This window comes from Pseudomonas sp. NPDC077408 (genome assembly GCF_050269105.1).
Lineage (GTDB): Bacteria > Pseudomonadota > Gammaproteobacteria > Pseudomonadales > Pseudomonadaceae > Stutzerimonas.
In genome coordinates this window covers 91207-114090 of record NZ_JBNNHS010000012.1, presented here as the reverse complement: position 1 = coordinate 114090, position 22884 = coordinate 91207, and the positions used below count along the sequence as shown (strand labels likewise).

Sequence of the window (22884 nt, the reverse complement as noted above, 5' to 3'; positions counted from 1 at the left end):
GGTCCCGCCCATGCTCGTCGAACCGACCTCAACGTGCGATACGCGATCGCTACTCGAGCGCTTCGCCGAGTTGGCATGGAACACCGACACGGACGCCTGGCTCAATGGGCTCACCGAACTGGTCGCACAACTAACGCACTGCTCGCTCGCTCAGCTCTACCTGCTCGACGCAACCCATACGCGCCTGACGCTTTCGGCCGAATGGTTGGAGGGAGCGCGGGGGCACGAGGCGACCAGCGTGCCCAGCGACTATCGCGACGAACAATTGCTGCAGTATTGCCTCAGCCAGAACCAGCAACTGAGCATCGCGCCACTCGATGCCAGCCTGCACCAGACCAGCTTCCTGCCAGAAACATCGCGCCCATGGCGCAGCCTGCTGTGCCTGCCGCTGCAGGACGCTGAGGGCCATACCGCCGGGTTACTGGTGGCTGCCAGCAACACCCATCAAGATCTCGCGGCGGGCTCGGCCACGCTGTCCAACCTTGGCCGGTTCGCCCTTGGCCAGGCGCAACTGCTCAATCGCTTGCGTGATACTCGGCAACCAGATCTCGCACCCGCTGCATCGACGCGTCCCTGCGCCAGCGGCTATGGCCTGATAGGCGACAGTCCACGGATGCGCGCAGTCTACGGGCTGCTCAGCAAGGTCTTGCACAACCCGGTAAGCGTTATGCTGACCGGCGAAACCGGCACCGGAAAGGAACTCGTTGCCCGCGCCATTCATGATTGCGGCTCGCGACGCAGCCAGGCCTTTGTCGTCCAGAACTGCGCGGCTTTACCGGAGCATTTACTGGAAAGTGAACTGTTCGGCTATCGCAAGGGGGCCTTTACCGGTGCTGATCGTGACCACGAAGGGCTGTTCGATGCGGCCAATGGCGGCACGCTGTTTCTAGACGAGATCGGTGACATGCCGTTGACCTTGCAGGCCAAGCTCTTACGGGTCCTGCAGGAAGGCGAAGTGCGGCCGCTGGGCAGCACTCGCACCCACAAGGTCGATGTCCGGATCGTCGCTGCAACTCACCAAGACCTGCACAAGCGCGTCGAGGAAGGTCGTTTTCGCGAGGATCTTTACTACCGGCTTTCCATTTTTCCGATAGAACTGCCGCCCCTGCGCGAGCGCGGGCAAGACATCCTGCGACTGGCGCGGCATTTTGCCGACAACGCCTGTGGATTCCTGCAACGCGACACCGTGCGCTGGTCCGACGCCGCGCTGGAACAGCTCGCCGGTTATGGCTTCCCAGGCAATGTGCGCGAGCTGAAGGGTTTGGTCGAACGTGCCGTGCTGCTCTGCGAGTCCGGCGAATTGCTGCCGATGCACTTCAATCTGCGCAAGCTGGATGATGAACTCGACAGCACAATGAACTTGCGCGAACGGCTGGATCGGGTCGAGCGCAACTTGTTGGTCGACTGCCTGCGCAAGAACGGCGGCAACCAGAGCCAGGCCGCCCGCGAGCTGGGCTTGCCCCGACGCACCCTGCTCTATCGCATGGAACGGCTGAACATCAGCCCAGCAGAAATCTAAGGACGGACCAGAGACCATGTTCAACCCGGCCAACGACACCCATTTCAGCCTCGCTATCGAGGGCGTCGAGCACGATCTACAGGTGCTCGAATTCAAGGGACGCGAGGCACTGTCGCAGCCCTTTGCCTTCGAGCTCGAACTGGTCAGCGAACGTCCTGATCTGGATCTGGAAAGCCTGCTGCACCAGCCGGCCTTCCTGGCCCTATCACCGACCGGCAACGGTATCCATGGCTTGATCTACTGTGTCGCGCAGGGCGATTCCGCCCAGCGCCTGACGCGCTACCACATCACCCTGCGCCCGCAGCTGGCTTACCTGGCTCACCGCACCAACCAACGCATCTTCCAGCACCTGACGGTGGAGAAGATCATCAGCCAAGTGCTCGAAGAGCATGGCATCCAGGCCAACGCTTTTCGCTTTGGCCTCGGCTCGGTCTATCCCGAGCGCGACTACTGCGTGCAGTACGACGAGAGCGATCTGCACTTCATCCAGCGCCTGTGCGAGGAAGAGGGCATTCACTACCACTTCCAGCACAGCGCCACCGGCCATGTGCTGGTCTTCGGAGATGACCAGACGGGGTTTCCCAAGCTCGCACCGGTGACGTACCAGCAGGATTCCGGTTTGGTCGCCGACGAGCCGGTGGTCAAGCGCTTCGGCCTGCGGGTCGAGACCCGCACCAGCCGCGTCACTCGCCGCGATTACGACTTCGAGAAGCCGCGCCTGACTATGGAAAGCGCCTTCCAGAGCGAGTTCCAACCGGACCTGGAAGACTACGACTACCCCGGCCGCTTCACCGAGCGCCCCCGTGGCAAGCATCTGTCCCAGCGTGCACTGGAGCGTCACCGCAGCGATTTCGAGCTGGCCGAAGGCGAGAGTGACCAGCCGCAGCTGGTCACCGGCCATCTTCTCGCCCTGAACGAACACCCGCGCAGTGACTGGAACCAGCTCTGGCTGCTGAACGAGATCCTCCACGAAGGCAAACAGCCGCAGGTGCTGGAGGAATCGGTAACGCGCGATACCTTATCTCGTGACGGATTCGCTCAGGGCTACCGCAACCAATTCACCGCCACGCCTTGGGACATTCCCTCCCGCCCGGCCCAGAAGCACCCCAAGCCCAAGGTGCTCGGCAGTCAGACCGCAGTGGTCACAGGCCCCACCGGCGAAGAAATTCACTGCGACGAGTACGGCCGCGTGAAGGCCCAGTTCCACTGGGATCGCGAAGGCCAGGCCGACGACAAGACCAGCTGCTGGCTGCGTGTCAGTTCTAACTGGGCCGGCGACCGCTACGGCGGCATCGCCATCCCCCGCGTTGGGATGGAAGTGCTGGTCACCTTCCTCGAAGGCGACCCCGACCAGCCCCTCGTCACTGGCTGCCTGTACCACAAAGAGCACGTCGTGCCCTATGACCTGCCGGCAAACAAGACCCGCAGCGTGTTCAAGACCCTTAGTTCACCCGGCGGTGCTAGTTACAACGAACTGCGGATCGAAGACCGCAAAGGCGCCGAGCAGATCTACGTCCACGCCCAGCGCGACTGGGACGAGAACATCGAACACGACCAGAAGATCCGCATCGGCCACGAACGCCACGACACCGTCGAGGCCAACAGCTACAGCGAATTCAAGGCCGAAGAACACCGCACAACCCATGCCGATCGAAAGACCGAAATCCGCGCCAACGATCACCTCACTGTCGGCAATACCCAGCACATTAAGATCGGCACCGGGCAGTTCGTCGAAGCGGGCAACGAGATCCACTACTACGCCGGCAGCAAAGTCATCATCGATGCGGGGATGGAGCTCACCGCCGCTGGAGGCGGTAGCTTCCTCAAACTCGACCCCAGTGGCGTGACCTTGAGCGGCGCGACTATCAAGATGAATTCCGGTGGAGCACCGGGCAAGGGTTCAGGGCTGAGCATTCTGGCACCGGTGATGCCTTGGGCAGCGGATCAGGACAAGGCCGGTACAAAGCCGAAACTGGCGTTGGCTAATACCCAGCTGCAGATAGCCCGCAAGGCCAGGCAGATCGGCGCAAGTCGCTGCCCGATCTGCGAAGCGTGCAGGGACGGATTGTGCCAAGTGGAAGCATCTCGATGATAGATACAGTCCATGCTTGGTTCGATGAGCAACAGGCTGAGCAGCGGCAGCTGCTGCTCATCCTGGACAGCTTGGCAAAGCCCAATCCGGTCGAAGGGCTATTTGCATCTGACCTGATGCAGCAATACGTCAATCTTTATCAGGACTCCGCGGTCGCGGATATGGCGGAAGTCGGGCCCTGGCTGGTGCTGTTAAGCGATTCGAATCCAGAGCAGATACGGTCGCTACTCGACTCACCCGCGCAAAACTGGGGTTGGCTTGCAAGCGCGGAGCAGCTCGACCTGTCGCTCTTAAGCCAGCACTGGCGCGAGCGGATGTTGATCGAAGAACAGGGGCAACGCTCGCTTTACCGATTTCAGGATAACCGCGTAATTGCGCACCATCTTAGCGAGATAGAGGAAATCCAACGGCCAATTTTGCTCGGCCCTCTACGCAGTGCGCTGTGCTGGGATGGTCAATACTGGCAGTGCTTCGATAATCCGCGGCCCGGCCAGTACCCCGCACCGTTCGAGACGCCATGGCTGGCGATAGCCGAACCGGAAACGGTGCAGCACCATATCAGCAGACACAATCTTGAGCTCTGGCTGTGGCAGAACCATTCAAAGGCCACCGCGGATCTCGCCGAAACTCGTCTGCTAACGGACTGGCTGGATCAGCAACTCGATAAAGCCCGACGCTGGAATTGGCTTGCTGAACAACAGCTGCATTTCTTGCTGCTCCACCAACTGGACCCTGCGCTTGCTGAGCACCCGGCTTGGGCGCCCGCCGAGCATGAAACAACAGAAGCCCATTTCGCCCGGGTCAGCACGGTGCTTTCGAGTCCCAATGCACGGAAACCTTTCTTATGAATCCGACCAAGAAATCCTATACCGGCGCCTTGCTGTGGTGGCCGGCGCTGCTAGCCCTTTCCCTTAATGCTTGCAGCACGGTGGGTCCGCTAGGCGCTGAGTCCTTCACGCTAGAAGGTGAGCTGCCCGCCGACTTTGCCCTCAAAGCACAGGCTCACTACGGAGCAGCGGGAAACTGCGGCGGCCGGAGCCAGACGAAGACATTCAAAGCAGATTTTGACAGTCACCCTCATGAATACCGATTCCGTATTCCAGTGAACTACCGCGATGGTACGTGCGACCTGCCGCTGGCCCGGGTCGGGCTGTTCATCAATGCCCGTTACGGCGACGAGGACTGGCAACAAACTTATGACAACGGTGGGTTGACCATAGTCGACCAACTACCCGAGCGTGCTCCAGCATTTCAAGCAAACGGGACTCTATCCAAAACAGCCGAATGCTCATGGTTATTTCAGATCAGCAAGCTCGAACTAGAACTATCGAAGCAACTGAGCTGCAAAAGCGCAGGGCTTTATTTATCCCGTGACCAACTGCCGAACAAGACGGTAAACCTGGCATTCAAACTAAACGATGAAGACCGTCCATACCTCAGTGGTTACTGGCTGAATACCGATACCGGCTGGAAACCGTGCACGGGCCGCTGGGGAACGAGGTTCGAGGAACTCTGCACGGACCCACCGCAATACCGCACCTTCCAGATGGATGGCCGGCAATGCACGGTCTACCCCAACTGCACAGAGTGATCATGGATGAACGACTCAGTGTCTAACGTAACGATGCGATGCCCTCTCAGCCGCGATTGGATCAGCTTCCGTTTAGTAGATGAGCATGGCGACGGAAAACCCTATGCAGGCCTCTCGTACCAATTGCAGGACAGTCAAGGCCAACAGTATTTCGATGTGCTGGACAGTGACGGTTATACGAGAACAGACAACCTTCATTGCGGCCCGGTTGTTCTGTCAATTTTGGATAGCTATTCCGGCGGCGATCCCTGGTATGCAGCCATTTCTCGTCGAGAAAGTTTTTGTATAGCCCTTACGGCGTTGCAAGTCGCTGCCGAGCAATCACCGGCAGGGCCTCGTGGTGCTGACGGAAATACCTATCTGGCGGAAGCACGGGCGATAAGAGAGCAGGCTCGCTTCCTTCGAGCAGAAGTCAGTGACTTCGCTGAGGTCTCCTGTCACCTTCCAGAACCCGACAATACCTGGGGGCCCAGATCTAAAGCAGAACTAAAGCGAAACTCAGGTTTGGCACACGATCAGCAAGGCATTGCGCTCAGTCCAAACCAACACCATGTGATCGAAATCAAAGCGCTCCGCGCCTATAGTCCACTACTTTCCCGCGATACTGACTTCTGTGCACTGAACGCTTACCACCTCGCGCTGATGAGTACGTTCGTTTACGCCCCTTTTAATACCGAAAAGAAGCCTTACGTCTCTTCACCTCCTCCCTACGACTCGATTGGGAGCATCGGCCATGTGCTGCAGAATCAGTTGGGACGTCGAGTCAAGCCAACGCAGTTCGATGGTGCGGGCCCCTATCATTTACTTTGTGAGGAAGTTGCTTATTCGAAGCGCCTCGAGATTGTGCCCTACGATCCAGATCGCTACGGAAAAGAAGCGCGGGATGAATGGCACAACCCAGAAGACGTGCATTTTCTATACAGCGCGGTCGCGAATACCCAAGCCTTCATTACACATAACGACAAAGTAGTACTGATCTCGGTGCGCGGCACTCAGGAAATGCTGGCAGATGCCAGCCGCGACGCTGATGCTCGCCAGGTGCCATTTGAGGATGGCGAAGGCCAGGCACATCGCGGGTTCTATGGTGGCTACAAAGCAGCGAAACCCTTCGTTGAGCGCTACCTCAATGCCTTCTACACAGGCGAGCAAACGTTAGTGATTTGTGGCCATAGCCTAGGGGGAGCAGTTGCCCTTCTGCTTGCGGAGTGGCTGCGTCGTAAGCCCACCAAACCGAAGGTCATCCTTTATACCTACGGCGCACCGCGCGCCGGCGACGCTGCTTTCGTTAAAGCCGCCCAGCCGCTTACCCACCACCGTATCGTCAACCATAACGATCCAGTTCCCGCCGTGCCTTTGCCCTGGATGGACGCGGAGTGGAAACTGGCTCTCCCCGGTACAGCTCTGCTTTTCAGCTCGCCAGTAAGCGGCATCGCATTGTTGCTTGCAGGGCTCGTTAATCTTCAGGGCGACTCCTACGAGCACCACGGCGAGCAGTGGCATTTCATGCCTCGGAAACCAGGGGGCGGAAGCGAGGCAGCGGTTCTGTGGCAACCGGGCTGCGCGCTGATCGATGAGCAAACCTGCGCACGCTACGTTGGCGAAATCGGCTTGGATGGTGATATGCCGAATCGGCTTGCACTTGCGGGTACTCACCATGCCAGCGATAGCGGCTATGCACGAGCAGCGCTCACTAATCTGCTGCGCTGGAATGCCAGCGTCGAAGAGCGCAACGGAAAGCTCTTCAGCGAGGCTGAAATCCGTGACATCTATGCCCAGCTGCTAAGCACCGCCCAGCTACTGGAAAACTGGCAAGCGCGCTCATTCAATGAGTTCCGCTGGGAAATCAGGCGCAGGGGTGAGATGCGTTTCTACGGCAAAAGCGATCTGGAACTACGTGCCATTTATGCCGATGCAATCGAACAGGGGGAACGTGTTCGAGCTGAACAGAGTCCCGCTCTTACTCGAACCCAGCAACGTTTACTTGCACAGGCGGAACGCTTGGTGACGCCACGCAGCGTGTTCGGCGAACACGCAGAACGAGTCGATATTGCGGAGTTGGTCGCGCAATGGCGCGCCATCAACGACAACCAGGCAGCAGAGCGGCTTGCTGCCATCAAAAAAGAAAGCGCCCAAGCCTTCGCCTAGCAGTTTCGTTAGGTCTGACGAGGGCGAAAGCATTTATAGCTGCAGCTCTCGTTTCAGTCCCGAGTCGCCCGTTTTTCGTGACCCCGTTCACCCACATTCACATCTGGGTGAACTTCAATGCACAGCCTGAGTCTCGCTTCGCCGTTATCGGTCAGCGGGGCCGTCTGCCCACACGCTTTCAAGGAGGAAATCGCGTGCTAGCCCGCTATTGCGCCCTCGTTTTATTCATCGCATCCCTCGCCCTTGCCGGCTGCTCCGGTAACTACAAATTCAACGACGACGAGTATCGCCCTTTGGGTGATCCGCAAGCATCGACACGCAGTAGCTGACTCGCCAAGGAGAAGAAGCCATGGAACTGGTTTTCGATATGGTCAGTGCGCAGCAGTTCGCGCCAGGGCTGATTAGCAGTAAGACCTTCAAGCAGGCCGGCGGCATCATCGGCCGCGCTGAGGATTGCGACTGGGTAATCCCGGACCGTAAGCGGGTGTTGTCCAGCCGACACGCCGAAGTAAGCTACCGCGACGGGACATTCTTCCTCACCGACACCAGTAGCAACGGCATTCAGCTCAAAGACTCTGGCGCCAGCCTGGACAAAGGCCGGGCCCAACGCATCGAGCATGGCAGCGTCTACTGCCTGGGCGACTTCGAAATCCGCGCACGACTGATTCAGGACCCCGCTTCTTTCGAAGGCGATATCGGCCGCCCGCAGCCGGCCGGCAGCATCATCCCCGACGATGCCTTTCTTGACCTCGACCCGTTGACTGCTCTCGATCAGCAGGAACGCGTCTACGCTGAGGTCGACGACCTGACTGCGGTCCTCGCGCCCCCACGCGCCCAAGCTCAGCAGCGCGATTATGCGCAGATCGACGAGGAGAACCTCCGGGTTCCCGAATTGGTGATGCCCAAGGAGGCCACACCACCCCAGATCGCACCGGAGCCCGAACGTCTAGCACCAGACTTCTGGACGCGCTTCGGTGAAGCGCTCGGCGTTGATCTGGGCGGCCTGGACGAAGAAGCTCGTCAAGCATTGGCCCTCAAGGCCGCATGTCTGCTCAAGCAGAGCGTCGGTGGGCTTCAACAGGCGCTGCGCACCCGGGGCGAGCTGAAAAACGAGATGCGCCTGTCAGTGACCACCGTGCAGAGTGCTGGCAACAACCCGCTCAAGCACAGCATCGACAGCGGGGAAGCCCTGAACCTCCTGCTGCGCGGCGGCAAACCGGGGCAGCTACCTGCGGAACAGGCCATGGGGCGCGCTTACCGTGATCTCCAGGCGCACCAAGTGGCCATGCTGGCCGCCAGTCGCGCCGCCATCAAAGGCATGCTGGAGCAACTGTCCCCTGATCAGCTGGCGCTGCGCTTCGAGCGTGACAACAAACCTCTTATTTCCACCTCCGGTAATCGTTGGCGTGCCTATAAGCGGCTGCACTCGGCGATGCAGCGTGACGACGATTGGGGCGAACGTTTGTTTGCTCGAGACTTCGCCCAGGCTTACGAAGAGCAGGCCCGCCTGATCGCCACGCTCAACACAGACCTTCAAGGATGATGTCCATGTCACGCTTTTTACCCGCCGCAGTGATGGCGGCACTTGCCGTTCTGAGCGGCTGCTCTGCGCTCACGCCCAACTCAGATCTGACCAAGCTGGACCTGTCGCTGCAGGGGAGCGACAGGCTCAACCCCGACCTTAACGGCCGCCCTTCGCCCGTCGTGATCCGCCTGTTGGAGCTCAAGCATCCGGTGGCCTTCGAGAACGCCGACTTCTTCTCGCTCTACCAGCGACCCAAGGAAGCCCTGTCCCCGGACATGGTGATTCAGGAAGAGCTTGAACTGCGCCCAGGCGAGCAGCGCGACCTCAAGCTGTTTGTTCAGGACGGTAGCCGCTATGTCGGCGTGCTGGCCGCCTATCGCGACCTGCCTGAATCGAGCTGGCGTTTCGTAATCCCGCTGCAAGACAAGGCACAGAACCGCATTGAGCTGATGCTGAACGAGCACGGCATCAAGGCCATCGATCCGCTCGCGAAGGGAGACTGATTGATGAGCATGAACAAAGTCATCTGGCAGGAAGGCATGCTGTTGCGTCCACAGCATTTCCAGCAAAGCGATCGCTACTACGACGCGCAGCTCAAGCTGCGGACACAGAAGTTAGGCCATTACGCGTGGGGCTTCTTCGGACTGGAGATCGACCGTCAGTTCCTCAACATGGGCAAGCTGGTGCTTAGCCAGGCGAGTGGTCTACTTCCTGATGGCAGCCTTTTCGAGATTGGCGCCGAGCGTGAGCCACTGGCCCTGGACGTGCCGCCCAACACTGGAAATACGCCTGTGTACCTGGCGTTACCGCTGGTGACCGGCAATCACATCGAGAGCCGCCGCCCAGAACAGAAGGACGTGCTGGCGCGCTATACCGCGTTCGACGAAGAGGTCACTGACTCCAACGCAGGCGACAGCAGCAGCAGCCAGGTCAGCACTGGGCGACCGGACTTTCGGCTATTGCTGGGTGAGCAGCAGAGCGACCAGGCTTACGTGAAACTCAAGCTTTGCGACATCCTCGACACCACACCGGATGGGGTCATCAGCCTCGACCCCGAGTACATACCGACCTTTATCGACTTCCAGGCGTCCAGCTATCTGCTGTCGTGCCTGAAGGAAGTGATCAGCATGCTGGGGCATCGCGGCGACATCCTGGCCGAGCGTATTCGCGCGACCGGCAAAGTAGGCGGCGCAGAAGTCGGCGACTTCATGATGCTGCAGCTGATCAACCGCTACGAACCCGTGCTACGCCATTACATGGGCATCGACCGGATCCATCCCGAACACATCTACCGTGAGCTGCTGGGGTTGCTGGGGGAACTCGCGACGTTCTCCAGCGAGACCAAGCGCCCTCGCCTGGAGGGTCGCTACCTGCACAATGACCAGGGTCTGTCGTTTCGCAAGCTGATGGACGCGATTCGCCAGGTCCTGTCGATGGTGCTTGAGCAGCACGCCATCGAGCTGCTACTGCAGCAGCGCCAGTACGGCATCCAGGTCTCACCGCTGCACGACCACAAGCTGCTCGGCAGCGCCTCGTTCGTACTCGCAGCCAGCGCCCAATGCGACTCCGAAGAGTTGCGAACGCGCTTGCCAGCTCACCTCAAGGTCGGTCCGGTGGAGCGTATTCGCCAGTTGGTCAATCTTCACCTGCCGGGGATCAAGGTGAAACCGCTGCCGGTGGCGCCGCGGCAGATCCCATTTCATTCCGGTAAGACCTATTTCGCACTGGAACTCAACTCCGAGGAACTGGCGCAGCTGGAGCGTTCCGGCGGCTTCGCCTTCCACGTGTCCGGAGAATTCACTGGCCTTGAGCTGAAATTTTGGGCGATCAGGAACTGACCGACATGATCAGAGAAATGGACTACGCACAGGACGACAAGACCGTCATCCTCAATCGCCACGGCGATGCCCCGGCGCAAAGCCCGCTGACCGACTTCAGCACGCCACCCAAATTCGAGCAGCTCGAAGAGCGGATGATCTACGCAGCGCGGCTGCGTCCGGCCGAAACCTTCAACATCAGCCTCAACCCATTGGTCGCGGCGGCCTCCTCTCTGCTCTCGGAAGTGGTGCGGCTCAAGCACAGCTACGAAGGCGAAGATCTGCTCGCGCTGAACCAGCGCCTGTCCGGCGAACTCAAGCTGTTCGAACACCGGGCCCTGCACGATGGTGCGGAAAGCAGCCAGGTGATGGCCGCCCGTTACGTGTTATGCACGGCAATCGACGAGGCTGTCGTGACCACACCTTGGGGCAACGAAAGTGAATGGTCGCAGATGAGTCTGCTTTCCTCCTTCCATAACGAGACTTTTGGCGGCGAGAAGTTCTTCCAGCTGCTCGAGCGCCTCTCGCGCAACCCGGTCAAGCACTTGCCGATGCTGGAGCTGATGTATCTCTGCCTGTCGCTCGGTTTCGAGGGCAAGTACCGGGTCATGCCGCGCGGCATGCTCGAACTCGAAGCGGTGCGAGACAGCCTCTACCGGCAGATTCGTCAACTGCGCGGCGACGTACCGCGCGAGGTCTCGCCACACTGGCAGGGTCTGAAGGATACCCGCCGGCGCTTGGTGCGCATCGTGCCGTGGTGGATGGTCGCGCTGTGCACCCTGATCTGCCTTGGGATGCTTTACGCCGGTTTTGCCTGGGTGCTGGGCGAGCAGCGCGAAACGGTCCTTCAACCATACCAATCCATCGATCCAACCATTCAGATCGAGCCCAAGCCGTAACAAGGACGTAACGCCATGAAGGTTTTTTTAGGCAAGCTTGCCGCGTTTTTCCGCAAGACCTGGGTATGGAGCCTGTGCGTCTTGCTGGCCCTGGCCCTGTTGGTGTGGTTCGTCGGACCGCTGCTGGCGGTGGACGACTACAAATTCTGGGAGCCCTCGACCAGCCGCCTGCTGACCATTGCCGGCCTGTGCTTGGTCTGGGGTCTATTCATCGTGTTCGCCAGCTGGCGTAGCACCCGCCGCAAACAGGCCGAAGCCAGCGACGAACAAATGCAGGAGCGACTTCGGCGTGAGGGCTTGGTCAGTGAGGAACAAGGCATCCTGAGCCAACGCTACCGCGACGCCGTGCGCACGCTCAAGAGTTCGAGCCTGTACCGCGGGCGCAGTGAGAAATGGCGCAACGACCTGCCCTGGTACCTGTTGCTCGGCCCTCAGGGCAGTGGCAAAACCTCGTTGCTGGACTTTTCCGGCCTGGACTTCCCACTCAACCGCGGTGAAAACCAGCGTCTGACCAAAGATGTATCAGGCACCCGTTACGCTGACTGGTATTTCGCCGACCACGCCGTGCTGATCGATACCGCCGGCCGATACCTGACCCAGCCGGACTCGGGAGTCGACGGCAAAGCCTGGGATACATTGCTAGGCCTGCTGCGTCGCCGCCGTGCACGGCCACTCAACGGCGTACTGATCAACATTCCGGTCGAGCAGCTGCTTCATTCGAGCGAACTGGAACTCGAGACGCTGGCGCGCCAGAGCCGTCAGCGCCTGCACGAAATTCACCAGCGCCTCGGGGCCGACGTACCGGTTTATCTGGTATTGAGTAAAGCGGACAAGGTGCTTGGCTTCGACGAGTTCTTCGATCAACTCTCGCGCGAAGAAAGCGATCAGGTGCTGGGGGCCAGCTTCCGCAAGGAGCAGGACGGCACCGACGTCAATGCAGTCCGGGGCGAGTTCGAGGAACTGCTGCGCCGACTCAACAGCCAGGTCATCCTGCGCATGCACCAGGAGCGCGACACCCAGCGCCGGGGGCGCATTCTCGATTTTCCGCATCAGCTCGGCCAGATCGGCGAGCGGCTGTGCCTCTTCGTCGAGCTGGCGTTTTCCGGCAACCGCTACCAGCGTGCCAGCCAACTGCGCGGGTTCTACTTGACCAGCGCACCGCAGCTGCAAGGTGAACTCGACCCGCTCACCAGCGGCATCGGACGCAACCTCGGTTTGTCGAGCAGTACATTGCCGACGTTCCGTAGCGGTCGGGCGCGCTTCATTAATCACCTGCTAAGCCGCGTGATTTTCCCCGAGGCGGACCTGGCCGGCTTGGATCAGAAGGAAGTACGCCGCATCGACTGGGGTCAGCGCGTCCTGTATGCCGCGAGCTTCGCCTGCCTGGCACTGTTTGGTGCGCTCTGGGCAAACGGTTTCTCCGACAATCACGAACGACTCGAGCAGCTGCGCAACCTCGCTGACCAGCTGGGTCGCGAGCTCCAGGAAATCGCTCCCCAAGATGATGCATTGCGTACGCTCAAGGCGCTGGATACCAGCTATGCGGCCGCCCAGGTGTTCCCAGACAAGGCTAAGGTGTCCTACCTTCAGCGCGGCGGGCTCTACCAGGGCGCGCTGGTCGATCCCACCGTCTATCAGGCCTACCGCCGCGAGTTGCAAACCCTACTGCTGCCTCGCGTTGCGCGTCAGCTCGAAGCCCAAATCCGCGCCAATCTCACTGATCGAGAGCGCCTGCTTGGCAGCCTGCGCGCCTACCTGATGCTCAACCTGGAAGAACGCCGCGACGACGACTTCCTCAAGGACTGGCTCGCCGCCGACTGGTCGCTGCGCTACGCCGGAAACGCCGTCGCGCAGAACGGTCTCAACACCCATTTTGAGCGGCTACTCAATGACGGATTCGCTCCTTATGCGCTTAACGACCAGCTCGTTACCGAGGCACGTCAGGTGCTGCGCAGCGAGTCGCTAGCCAACGTCGTCTATCGCATGTTGCGCGACCAGGCTCGCAGCTTGCCTGACTACCGGTTCAGTCAGCGTCTTGGCCCGCAGGGCGCATTGTTCAGCGGCAGCGACTACACAATTCCTGGCTTCTATACCCAGCATGGTTATCAGAAGTTTTATCTCGCCCAAGGCAGCGAGTTGGTACGCGAGATCCTCCGCGACAACTGGGTGCTCGGCGAAGGCGACAGCTTGAGTCTGAAAGATCTTGGACGGCTGATGGTCGAGATGGAGCAGCTCTACTTCCGTGACTACGCCAACTATTGGAGCGAAGCGGTAGCTCAGCTGGCGCTGGAGCCCATCGCAGGTGCTGGCCAGGGCTCGGTACTTCTCAGCGGCTTGAGCGCAGCCAATTCGCCGCTGCTGCAATTGCTCGTCGAGGTGCGCGATAACACCCGATTCGCCGGCGCAGCCGATGCCGCCGGCGATGCCACGGAGGCGGCCGATGCCCTCAAGGAAGCCAACGGCAAGCTCGGCAAGGCGGCCAAGCTGGCTTCGGCCGCTGCAGAGCAAACACAGGCAGCATTAGCAAAGAACCTGCCTGATACGGCGCGCAAAACACTCGAGCGCCGCTTCGAACCGCTGCATCGGCTGCTCGATGAAAACGCAGGCGCCAGCGCCGAGCTTGTTCCGACACTGCAAGCCCTCGACGCTCTTCAATTGCAACTGGCTAGCCTGACCCACGCCAGCGCGCCTGATCAGGCGGCTTTCGAACTCGCCAAGGCGCGCATGGGCGGGCAACGTGATGCAATCAACCAGTTGCGGGCGAGCGCAGCGCGCTTGCCACAACCGATCGGTAACTGGCTCGGCCTCCTCGCCGAAGACAGCTGGACGCTCGTTCTAAACGATGCCTATCACTACCTCAACCAGCGCTACCAGAGCGAGCTCTACGCGGTCTACAAGGGTTCGCTGCGCCAGCGCTATCCGTTTAGCGCCCACAGCGAGAGTGATGTGGCCATCGCTGACTTCAGGGAGTTCTTCAAGACGCAAGGCGTCGCTGACGGGTTCTTTGATCGCTACCTGAAGGCGTTCGTCAGCGGAAGCGCTGGCCACTATCAACTTCGTCGAGTCGACGGCCGTGGCTTGCCCCTGTCACGCGAATTCCTGTCGCAAATGAGTAACGCACAAACCATCCGCCGCAGTTTCTTTGCAGAAAACCCGAACGAGCCGCAGATTCGTTTCAAACTCGAACCCTACTCGTTGGATTCGAGCCTGGGTCGCGCCGACTTCCGCTTCGGTAATCAACAGATGGAATACCGCCACGGTCCGATCATGCAGACCGCCTTCAGCTGGCCAGCCGATGCAGAGGACGGCCGCACCAGCCTGGTAGTCGAAGAGTTGGGCGGGCGCCGCGTTGGCATCGAGAAGAACACCGGCCCCTGGTCGCTGTTCCGTCTGCTGGACCTGATGCAGGTCGACTACCACAGCGGTCGCGACGTTCTGATGCTCAAGGCCAATCTGGGAGGTCGCAACGCTAACTACCTATTGCACAGCCAGCGCTCGCCGAACCCGTTCGACATCGCCCGGCTGCGTGACTTCAAGCTTCCGGCAACGCTGTGATGTCAGCCACCGCAAGCCTGGCTTACAGCTGGCGCAGCGCCGCGCGGACCGATACGGGTAAAGTTCGCGCGCGCAATGAAGATGCCCTTCTCGACCGTCCCGAGCAAGGCCTCTGGGTTGTCGCCGATGGAATGGGCGGCCACCACAACGGCGCGCTGGCCAGCCGTCTGATCGTCGAGCAGCTCGCCGTGTTGCCTGAGGGCGACATGTCCGAGCGCCTGGTCAGCTTGCGCCGCTGCCTGCATGACCTTAACCGCAGGCTGGGCCAGGAACTGACAGTCACGGCTGACCGCCCCGACCCCGTGATTGGCAGCACCGTGGTCGCGCTGCTGATGGAAGCCGATCGCGCCGCCTGCGTCTGGGCTGGCGACAGCCGCTGCTACCTCTGGCGCCGCGGGCGGCTCTATCAGCTCTCACGCGACCACTCGCTGCTGCAACAGCTGATCGATGAGCAGAGCCTGAGCCCGCAGGAAGCCGCGCGCCACCCTGCAGCGCATGCCCTTACCCGCGCCATCGGCGCCAGCGAACAACTGACGCTGGATATCCTCGAGTTCGACGTGTATCCAGGCGATACCTTGCTGCTGTGCAGCGACGGGCTCTACCAAAGCCTGTCGCCGGACAGTCTGGGAGCAGCGCTCAACGCACCGTCAACGAGCCTAGCCCTGCAGCGGCTGTTTGACGAGGCCATGGACGGTCCGTGTCGAGACAACCTGAGCGCTGTGGTGATCCGCCTATGAACGAGCCCCTGCGTGCAGAGCCGGCATCAGACCTCACCTACTTCGCTTTCGCTGCCTCGGCCACCACACCAGCGAGTCTGGCCACATCCGCCGCAGCCACCGCCGCTAGCGACTTGCCTGAAGTCTTGGCAGGACGCTACCTGATCGAACGGCTGCTCGGCGTCGGCGGCATGGGCGCCGTCTACCGCGCGCGGGACCTTCTACGTGAGCAGTTTGGCGACCCGGAACCCTACATCGCCGTCAAAACCCTGAGCGACGAGTTCACCGAGTACCCCGACGCACATGCGCTGCTTTATACCGAGTTCGCGTTGACCGCACGCTTGAGTCACCGCCACGTTGTGCGATTGTTCGGTTTTGACGTGGACGCCCTCAGCCAGCGCGCCTTCATTACACTCGAACTGCTCAAGGGACCCACGCTCGACCAGTTGCTCAGCGAACGTCCCGAAGGCCTCACCTGGGACGAGTTACGCGAAATCGCCGTGCCGCTGATCGAAGCCTTGGCTTACTCCCACAGCCGCGGTGTCATTCACGGTGACATCAAACCAAGCAACGTAATACTGGCGGAGGATGGTCTGCGCTTGTTCGACTACGGGCTTGGCCAGCCGCTCGAAGGCGTGCTGAAGAATCTGCCTCGTCTGTCCCGCAACCGATTCAAGGCCTGGACCACGCGCTATGCAGCCCCTGAGCTTCTGGACGGCGGCGAGCCATCAGCAGCCAGCGATATGTACGCACTCGGTTGCCTGCTTTATGAAATGGCCAGCGGCCGCCACCCGTTCCGGCGGCTAAGTGCCAAGCAGGCAAAAGCGCTGGCCCTCGACAAGGAACTACAACGCCCACCGCACTTGGCTCATGGCTGGCTCACATTGCAGGCAGCGCTGGCGTTTGATGCTGATCAGCGCACAGCGAGCTTGACCCAACTGCTGAATATATTCCGCCGCCCCGCACCAAGCCGCCTGCAGCGCTGGTTCGGGCGCGCCCATGGATGACAAGGAAACAAGGAAGCGCCATGTTCAACGCGGCCAATGAAGCCCATTTCAGCCTCACCATCGAAGGCATCGTTCACGACCTGCAGGTACTCGCCTTCAACGGTCGCGAGGCCATCAGCCAGCCCTACCGCTTCGACTTGGAGCTTGTCAGCGAGCACGCCGATCTGGATCTGCAAAGCCTGCTGCACCAGCCAGCCTTCCTAGCACTCTCGCCGGCAGGCAACGGTATCAATGGGGTGATCTATCGCGTCGCCCAGGGCGAGTCCGGCAAACGCTTGACCCGCTACCAGGTGACCCTCGTTCCGCAACTGGCCTACCTCGCGCACCGCACCGATCAGCGCATCTTTCAACACCTGACCGTCCCGCAAATCATCGCTCAGGTGCTCGAAGGTCACGGCATACAAGCGGACGTCTATCGATTTCAGCTCGGCCCGGCGATCTATCCCGAGCGTGACTACTGCACTCAGTACGACGAAACCGACCTGCATTTCGTCCAGCGTCTGTGTGAAGAAGAAGGCATCCACTATCACTTTGAGCACAGCGCACAGGGCCATGTGCTGGTGTTCGGTGATGACCAGACGAGCTTCCCGAAACTCGGCCAGCCCACCGCGTACCTGCAGGACAGCGGGCTGGTCGCCGACGAGCCGGTGATCAAACGCTTCTCGGTGCGCCTGGAGACCCGTACCAACCGCGTCAGCCGGCGCGATTACGACTTCGAACAGCCGCGCCTGGTGATGGAGGCCCCACAGAAGGGCCAACCGCTAGACGGGCAAAAATTGCCGGAGCCAGACCTCGAAGATTATGACTACCCGGGCCGCTTCACTGATCGCACACGCGGCAAGCACCTATCTCAGCGGTCCCTGGAACGCCACCGCGCCGACTACCGCCTGGCTGAAGGCCGAAGCGACCAGCCACGGCTGGTCAGCGGGCACCTACTGGAAATCGCAGATCACCCGCGCCGTGAATGGAATGACCTCTGGCTGCTCACCGAGGTGCTTCACGAAGGCAAACAGCCTCAGGTGCTGGAGGAGTCGGTTACGCAATCAGGCGAAAGCACAGATTTTACCCAAGGCTACCGCAACCGCTTCACCGCGACGCCCTGGGATATCCCTCACCGCCCTCCCCTGAACCACCCCAAGCCTAAGGTGCTCGGTAGCCAGAGCGCTGTGGTTACAGGCCCGGCCGGCGAAGAGATCCATTGCGATGAATACGGCCGCGTGAAGGTCCAGTTCTTCTGGGATCGCCACGGCCAAGCTGATGACAAGACAAGCTGCTGGCTACGCGTCAGTTCAAGCTGGGCAGGCGACCGTTACGGCGGCATAGCCATCCCACGCGTTGGGATGGAGGTGCTGATCACCTTTTTGGAAGGCGACCCTGATCAGCCGCTTGTTACCGGTTGCCTGTACCACAAGGAGCATCAGGTCCCTTACGACTTGCCAGCCAACAAGACCCGCAGCGTCTTCAAGACGCTTAGCTCGCCCAGTGGTGGCGGCTATAACGAATTGCGCATCGAAGACCGCAAGGGCGCCGAGCAAATCTATATCCACGCCCAGCGGGACTGGGACGAAAACATCGAGCACGACCAGAAGATCCGCGTTGGCCACGAACGCCACGACACCGTTGAGAAGAACAGCTACAGCGAGTTCCGCGCCGAAGAACACCTGACCGTCGTCGGCCACCGCAAGGTCGAAGTCAAACCTGAAGATCACCTCACCGTCGGCCAGGCCCAGCACATTAAGCTCGGCACCGCCCAACTGACCAAAGCCGGCCGCGAGATTCACCTAAAAGCCGGCCAGAAGATGGTCATCGAAGCCGGCATCGAACTGACCCTGCAAGCAGGCGGCAGCTTTATCAAGCTAGACCCCGGCGGCATCACCGTCAGCGGCCCGATGATCAAGATCAACGCCGGTGGTGCGCCAGGTAAGGGAGCAGGGATAAAGATCAAGCCGCCGGTGCCGCCGGGAATGGCTGATAGGGATAAGGCGGGGAGCCTGATGGAACAGGTACCACCGGGCGAGGGAGCCAAGGTAACCAGCAAACGCAAGCGCTCTCTCAATTTCTCCGGCTAGAAAAGGACAGGGGCGGCCGTCAGGCCAGCTCGAACAGTAAGGAAGCATCGATGGCCGAAAACAAGCCGATCAACTGGGCATACCCGTTTCCCAGCAAGGAACCGAACAGCAACCCACTGCAGCTCATGACCCATATGGCTAACGCCAAGGGTGGCTACTACCCCACTGGGGAGAATGGCCTATGGCACGGCGGCGTACATTTCGACGATGGCACGGCAGCATTTTTCAATCAGTCGAGCGTGCGCTGTATAGCCGATGGCGAAGTGATTGCCTACCGCATCGACGAGCGCTACCCGGTCAGCGAATTCACTGACGAGATCCCGCGCGTGAAACGAGCGCCCTTTTCCACGGGGTTCGTGCTGGTCAAGCACAGCCTCCAGCCACCGCCACTAAAGAACGCTGACGGCAGCCTTAGCAATGAGCAAAACCCTCCAAGCCTGACCCTCTACAGCCTGTACATGCATCTGCTGGACTGGGCAGGCTACCAAGCGAAACCGGACCTGGCGCGCCCCGCTTTCTGGGAGGCCAAGCGCTATACCGTGAATACGCAGAGAGACGGTCTGAGCGTTCGCGCAGGCCCGAGTAAGAACACCACCAAACTATCAGAGCTGTGCAAGGGTGCTGAAGTCACCATTGGCGAAACGGAAGGCGAATTCAGCAAGCTGATCAGCATCATCAGCGGGACGGCACAGCCCGCGCTGGCTGCTGACGATCAAGGGCAACTGCCCGGCTATGTATCCACCAGTTTGCTCAAACCGCACAGCGAACCAACGGAATACGACAAGGTAGTCGTTCTCGAGAGCGGGCTGCCGATCAAGGCCGGTGATCTGATCGGCCATCCAGGCCTGTACCAGAACCACGACAGCGCCGCCCAGCACATGGTCCATGTCGAACTGTTCAGCTGCGATGATGCACCTGCGTTCATCGCGCGCAGCCGCGCCTGGGCCAGCCGCTTGCCAGACGGCCAGAAAACCCTGCTCAAGGTCTACAAAGGCGCCAGCAAACTGATCGCTCATCGAGAGGACATAGGTGCTGAGAATCCACCCAAACTCAGCGATGAAGGCTCGCAAGTCGGTGTCGACCTGATAATTCCGCAAACGCTGCTGGATGGATTGCCGGCTTCGCACAAGATTCAGGTCACTATCCCTGCCGAAGGCAGTACGCCAGCAAGCACAACCATATGGTGGCGACTGAACGGCCTGTTCGCCGACGAAAACGGCAACCCCATCGATGGCTGGCTCGCCGAGCAGGAGCTGATCACTACCCGCCATAGCCCTTGGGAATGGGAAGGCTTCCAATGCGTCGAGGAAACCGGGACTGCTGTCGAGAAGCTTGCTTATAGTCTCAACGCCCGCCGCCTGCTGAGCACGGAAGAACAGCAAAACTACCGCGCCCAGATCAACAAGGCAGACGGTGGCCCCATCCTGACGCTGGCCCGGTTGCATGACATCGTCGACACAGACAATGACGGCACATTGAGCAGCCGGGAAATCCGTGCTGCCCTAGCCAAACCTTGGCAGGCGCAACTGATCGGACAGTTGATCACCAGACATGAAAGCGAATGGTTCTGGGAAAAAAGTAAATGGGATGAGCTGGATCCGTTACTGGAGGAAGAGCCTGGAAGACCGAATCTGATTTGGCAAACGGAAAAGCAGCGAATCGAGAAGCTGAGCTGGTGGAGCGATCTAGCCGAAAAACACGGGATCGGTGGGGATGGTAAGGCTTGGCATGTACAGCCTCAGTGGTTAACAGTCCTCTTTAAAGCGAAACGCAAAGAGTTCATTACTCTTAAAATGCTCAAAACTGCGAGCCCTAGCATTACTGACAATTACGCTGAAGCTGTACTTCCGCACCTCAATAAATACGCCATATCATACAAGATAGACACGCCGCTACTTATTGCCAACTTTCTATCTCAAGTCGGCCATGAAAGCGGCTTTATAGTGAGATCAGAAAACTTGAGCTATTCTGCCAAGCGTATGCGGGAAGTATTTGGCTGCAAGAACAACATACGTGGTTACGACGCGAGCAAGGACGACTGCAAGATCTCCCCTAGGCTAAGGCCAAAGCTATGGACAGAAGCTGCCAAATACGAAAGAAACGCAGAAAACCTAGGCAGCTATGTTTACGCTGGCCGAAATGGTAATGGTGATGAAGAAAGCCGCGACGGATACAAGTACCGTGGCCGAGGAATTATTCAGCTTACCGGCAAAAATAACTACATAGCCTATACCCGCATACATAATGAAAAAAACGCACAGGACCACCAGGATTTTGTAAGCAATCCAGACTTGGTTACCAGCAACCTTGAATATGGAATTGAGTCCGCCTTTGTCTGGTGGGAAATGAACGATTTGAATGGAAAAATACTGAAATCTTATAGCGCAAGGACTGAGAGTGATATTACCGCTCACGTCGCGGACGTTTCCACAATCGTTAACGGTGGGACTATCGGCCTACCCGAACGTGTCAAACTTTTCGAATCGCTCCGTGGACTCTTTGAGATATAAATGAACTTCCTTAAGCCACTAATAGTTTCGATCCTCCTCGTTAATACCTGTGTAGCCGAAGAGCTAATCAAGCCCCTATCACCAAGTTTCTTAGGAAGCCATGAGATACACTTTTCTAACACCGCTAGCGATGGCGACGAAAAGGCCCTAACAGCTGAGTTGATTCAGGAAGGTGGGCAGCGCATGGTCCTTCCAGTGCGATGCAACCCGGAGGGAGGAGAACCGTCGCTTAGTAGCTCCTACTCGCTCGCGTTACCCGACGGGTCTAATGCGTTAGTTATTACCTGTTCTTATGACCTGAACCACAGTGGTTTAGGATTAAAAGGAACGCAATATATCAGCTACGTGTTTAAGGAGGTTTCTGGATCAATCGAAAGGCTGGAAAGGCTGGAAAGGCTTATCTCTGGCTACGAGGGGGACGCAGAAAATGGAGAAAGGCAGTATTACTTTTATCCAACAAGTGAACTGGCCAAACAAAAGCTGAAAGATGGGGAAACTGACTCCCCTAAGCTTATTCACCAAATAATTCTTACCAGACTGGCAAACCGCGACTATGAAGCAATCAGATCCTATAGCTCTGACAGAAAAAATAAGGAAACAATTAGAAAACCTCCAACCGCTAAACGCGACATTTCGATCTATAACGACATTGGCTATGCATTAGCTGAAGCGAACGAGCTTGATCTAGCTCTTTGCGTGCTTCGAAACGTAGAAGAAATATCGCCTGAACGCACTGTACTCATGTTGAATCTGGCCGACGTCCTTTGGGAGAAAGGACTTCAAGAGGAAGCGAAACCTTACTACCAAAAATATTATTCACAAATGGAAAATATTGGAAAGAAAAGGCTAGTGCCTACGAGAGTCATGGCGCGATTATTGAGATAGCATCAGAGTTGTATGCACCCTTAACCCAGCAGAAGAGACCAAAAACGCCCGGTCTTTTGTTAGGGCGTTTTTGTTTTTGTCAAAAAGAAAAAAAAACGGAACAGATTTACTTTCGTTTTTGGCTCGCAGCCTACATTGGCTTTTCGCTCGGTGAGGCGTTGCACTTCGTCGATAAACCTATTATCGCCAGTCACTGACCACGCTGTAACGCCTCACTAATCGCGTTCAGCTCTTGCTCAGATGCGGCCTCACTAACAAATGCTTTGGATCGCTTGCATCGTTGCTCTTCGGCATTCCCTAACGCGAGGTACCATCGCGGCAAGCACCTGTTACAACTCGATATAGCTTGAGCAGGCAAGCAAGCCAGTGCCTGTATAAACAGCGCTAGACCTGTAACGACTCTCCCACAGAGCACCCGAACGACCCGCGATCTAAGTAGTACTGCGTATCTTTAAGCGATGCATTGAACTGATTTCGAGCCCAGGCGTTTGTTTGGCAGTTTTTGCGGGTAGCAAAAAAGGCGCCCTAAGGCGCCTTCTGTTGGAGCGAAGCGA

General features: G+C 58.9%; 16 protein-coding genes. All 16 read left to right on the top strand.

Going from position 1 to position 22884, the window contains the following annotated elements:
* The first annotated feature begins 10 nt into the window (after window positions 1-10).
* The 16 genes from ACQKEK_RS21495 (at window position 11) to ACQKEK_RS21420 (ending at window position 22330) form a co-directional block, all read left to right on the top strand.
* Window positions 11-1519, top strand: a complete 1509-nt coding sequence (locus tag ACQKEK_RS21495) for a sigma-54 interaction domain-containing protein (protein ID WP_499144211.1) — start codon at window positions 11-13, stop codon at window positions 1517-1519.
* Between the two features lie 16 nt (window positions 1520-1535).
* On the top strand, window positions 1536-3611 hold the full coding sequence (locus tag ACQKEK_RS21490; protein ID WP_499144212.1) for a type VI secretion system Vgr family protein: 2076 nt from the start codon (window positions 1536-1538) through the stop codon (window positions 3609-3611).
* Complete coding sequence (locus tag ACQKEK_RS21485; protein WP_499144213.1) at window positions 3572-4459, top strand: DUF4123 domain-containing protein; 888 nt, start codon at window positions 3572-3574, stop codon at window positions 4457-4459. Before ACQKEK_RS21490 ends, ACQKEK_RS21485 begins: the two co-directional genes overlap by 40 nt.
* Window positions 4456-5202: a hypothetical protein gene (locus ACQKEK_RS21480; RefSeq protein WP_499144214.1), complete on the top strand. Its 747-nt coding sequence runs from the start codon at window positions 4456-4458 to the stop codon at window positions 5200-5202. Before ACQKEK_RS21485 ends, ACQKEK_RS21480 begins: the two co-directional genes overlap by 4 nt.
* Window positions 5203-5208: 6 nt before the next feature.
* Complete coding sequence (locus tag ACQKEK_RS21475; protein ID WP_499144215.1) at window positions 5209-7347, top strand: lipase family protein; 2139 nt, start codon at window positions 5209-5211, stop codon at window positions 7345-7347.
* A 194-nt stretch (window positions 7348-7541) separates the two neighbouring features.
* Window positions 7542-7676, top strand: coding sequence for a hypothetical protein (locus tag ACQKEK_RS21470; protein WP_045422479.1), 135 nt, complete (start codon window positions 7542-7544; stop codon window positions 7674-7676).
* 20 nt (window positions 7677-7696) lie between these two features.
* Entirely contained in the window at window positions 7697-8890 is a 1194-nt protein-coding gene (gene tagH, locus ACQKEK_RS21465; protein WP_499144216.1) for a type VI secretion system-associated FHA domain protein TagH, read from the top strand.
* A 5-nt stretch (window positions 8891-8895) separates the two neighbouring features.
* Window positions 8896-9375 (top strand): type VI secretion system lipoprotein TssJ, encoded by a 480-nt coding sequence (gene tssJ, locus ACQKEK_RS21460; protein ID WP_499144217.1) that lies wholly within the window; start codon window positions 8896-8898, stop codon window positions 9373-9375.
* 3 nt (window positions 9376-9378) lie between these two features.
* Window positions 9379-10710: a type VI secretion system baseplate subunit TssK gene (tssK, locus tag ACQKEK_RS21455; protein ID WP_064481266.1), complete on the top strand. Its 1332-nt coding sequence runs from the start codon at window positions 9379-9381 to the stop codon at window positions 10708-10710.
* A gap of 5 nt (window positions 10711-10715) precedes the next feature.
* Window positions 10716-11588 (top strand): type IVB secretion system protein IcmH/DotU, encoded by an 873-nt coding sequence (gene icmH / locus ACQKEK_RS21450; RefSeq protein WP_499144218.1) that lies wholly within the window; start codon window positions 10716-10718, stop codon window positions 11586-11588.
* A gap of 15 nt (window positions 11589-11603) precedes the next feature.
* Entirely contained in the window at window positions 11604-15143 is a 3540-nt protein-coding gene (gene tssM / locus ACQKEK_RS21445; RefSeq protein WP_499144219.1) for a type VI secretion system membrane subunit TssM, read from the top strand.
* Window positions 15143-15880, top strand: coding sequence for a PP2C family protein-serine/threonine phosphatase (locus ACQKEK_RS21440; protein ID WP_499144220.1), 738 nt, complete (start codon window positions 15143-15145; stop codon window positions 15878-15880). The genes tssM and ACQKEK_RS21440 overlap by 1 nt, the downstream gene beginning before the upstream one ends.
* Window positions 15877-16866 carry a serine/threonine-protein kinase gene (locus ACQKEK_RS21435; protein WP_216707008.1) on the top strand — a complete coding sequence of 330 codons (990 nt, stop codon included), beginning with the start codon at window positions 15877-15879 and terminating at the stop codon, window positions 16864-16866. The genes ACQKEK_RS21440 and ACQKEK_RS21435 overlap by 4 nt, the downstream gene beginning before the upstream one ends.
* A 20-nt stretch (window positions 16867-16886) precedes the next feature.
* On the top strand, window positions 16887-18935 hold the full coding sequence (locus tag ACQKEK_RS21430) for a type VI secretion system Vgr family protein (RefSeq protein ID WP_499144221.1): 2049 nt from the start codon (window positions 16887-16889) through the stop codon (window positions 18933-18935).
* A 50-nt stretch (window positions 18936-18985) separates the two neighbouring features.
* Window positions 18986-21445: a hypothetical protein gene (locus tag ACQKEK_RS21425; RefSeq protein ID WP_499144222.1), complete on the top strand. Its 2460-nt coding sequence runs from the start codon at window positions 18986-18988 to the stop codon at window positions 21443-21445.
* Window positions 21446-22330 (top strand): tetratricopeptide repeat protein, encoded by an 885-nt coding sequence (locus ACQKEK_RS21420; RefSeq protein WP_499144223.1) that lies wholly within the window; start codon window positions 21446-21448, stop codon window positions 22328-22330.
* The last annotated feature ends 554 nt before the right edge of the window (window positions 22331-22884 follow it).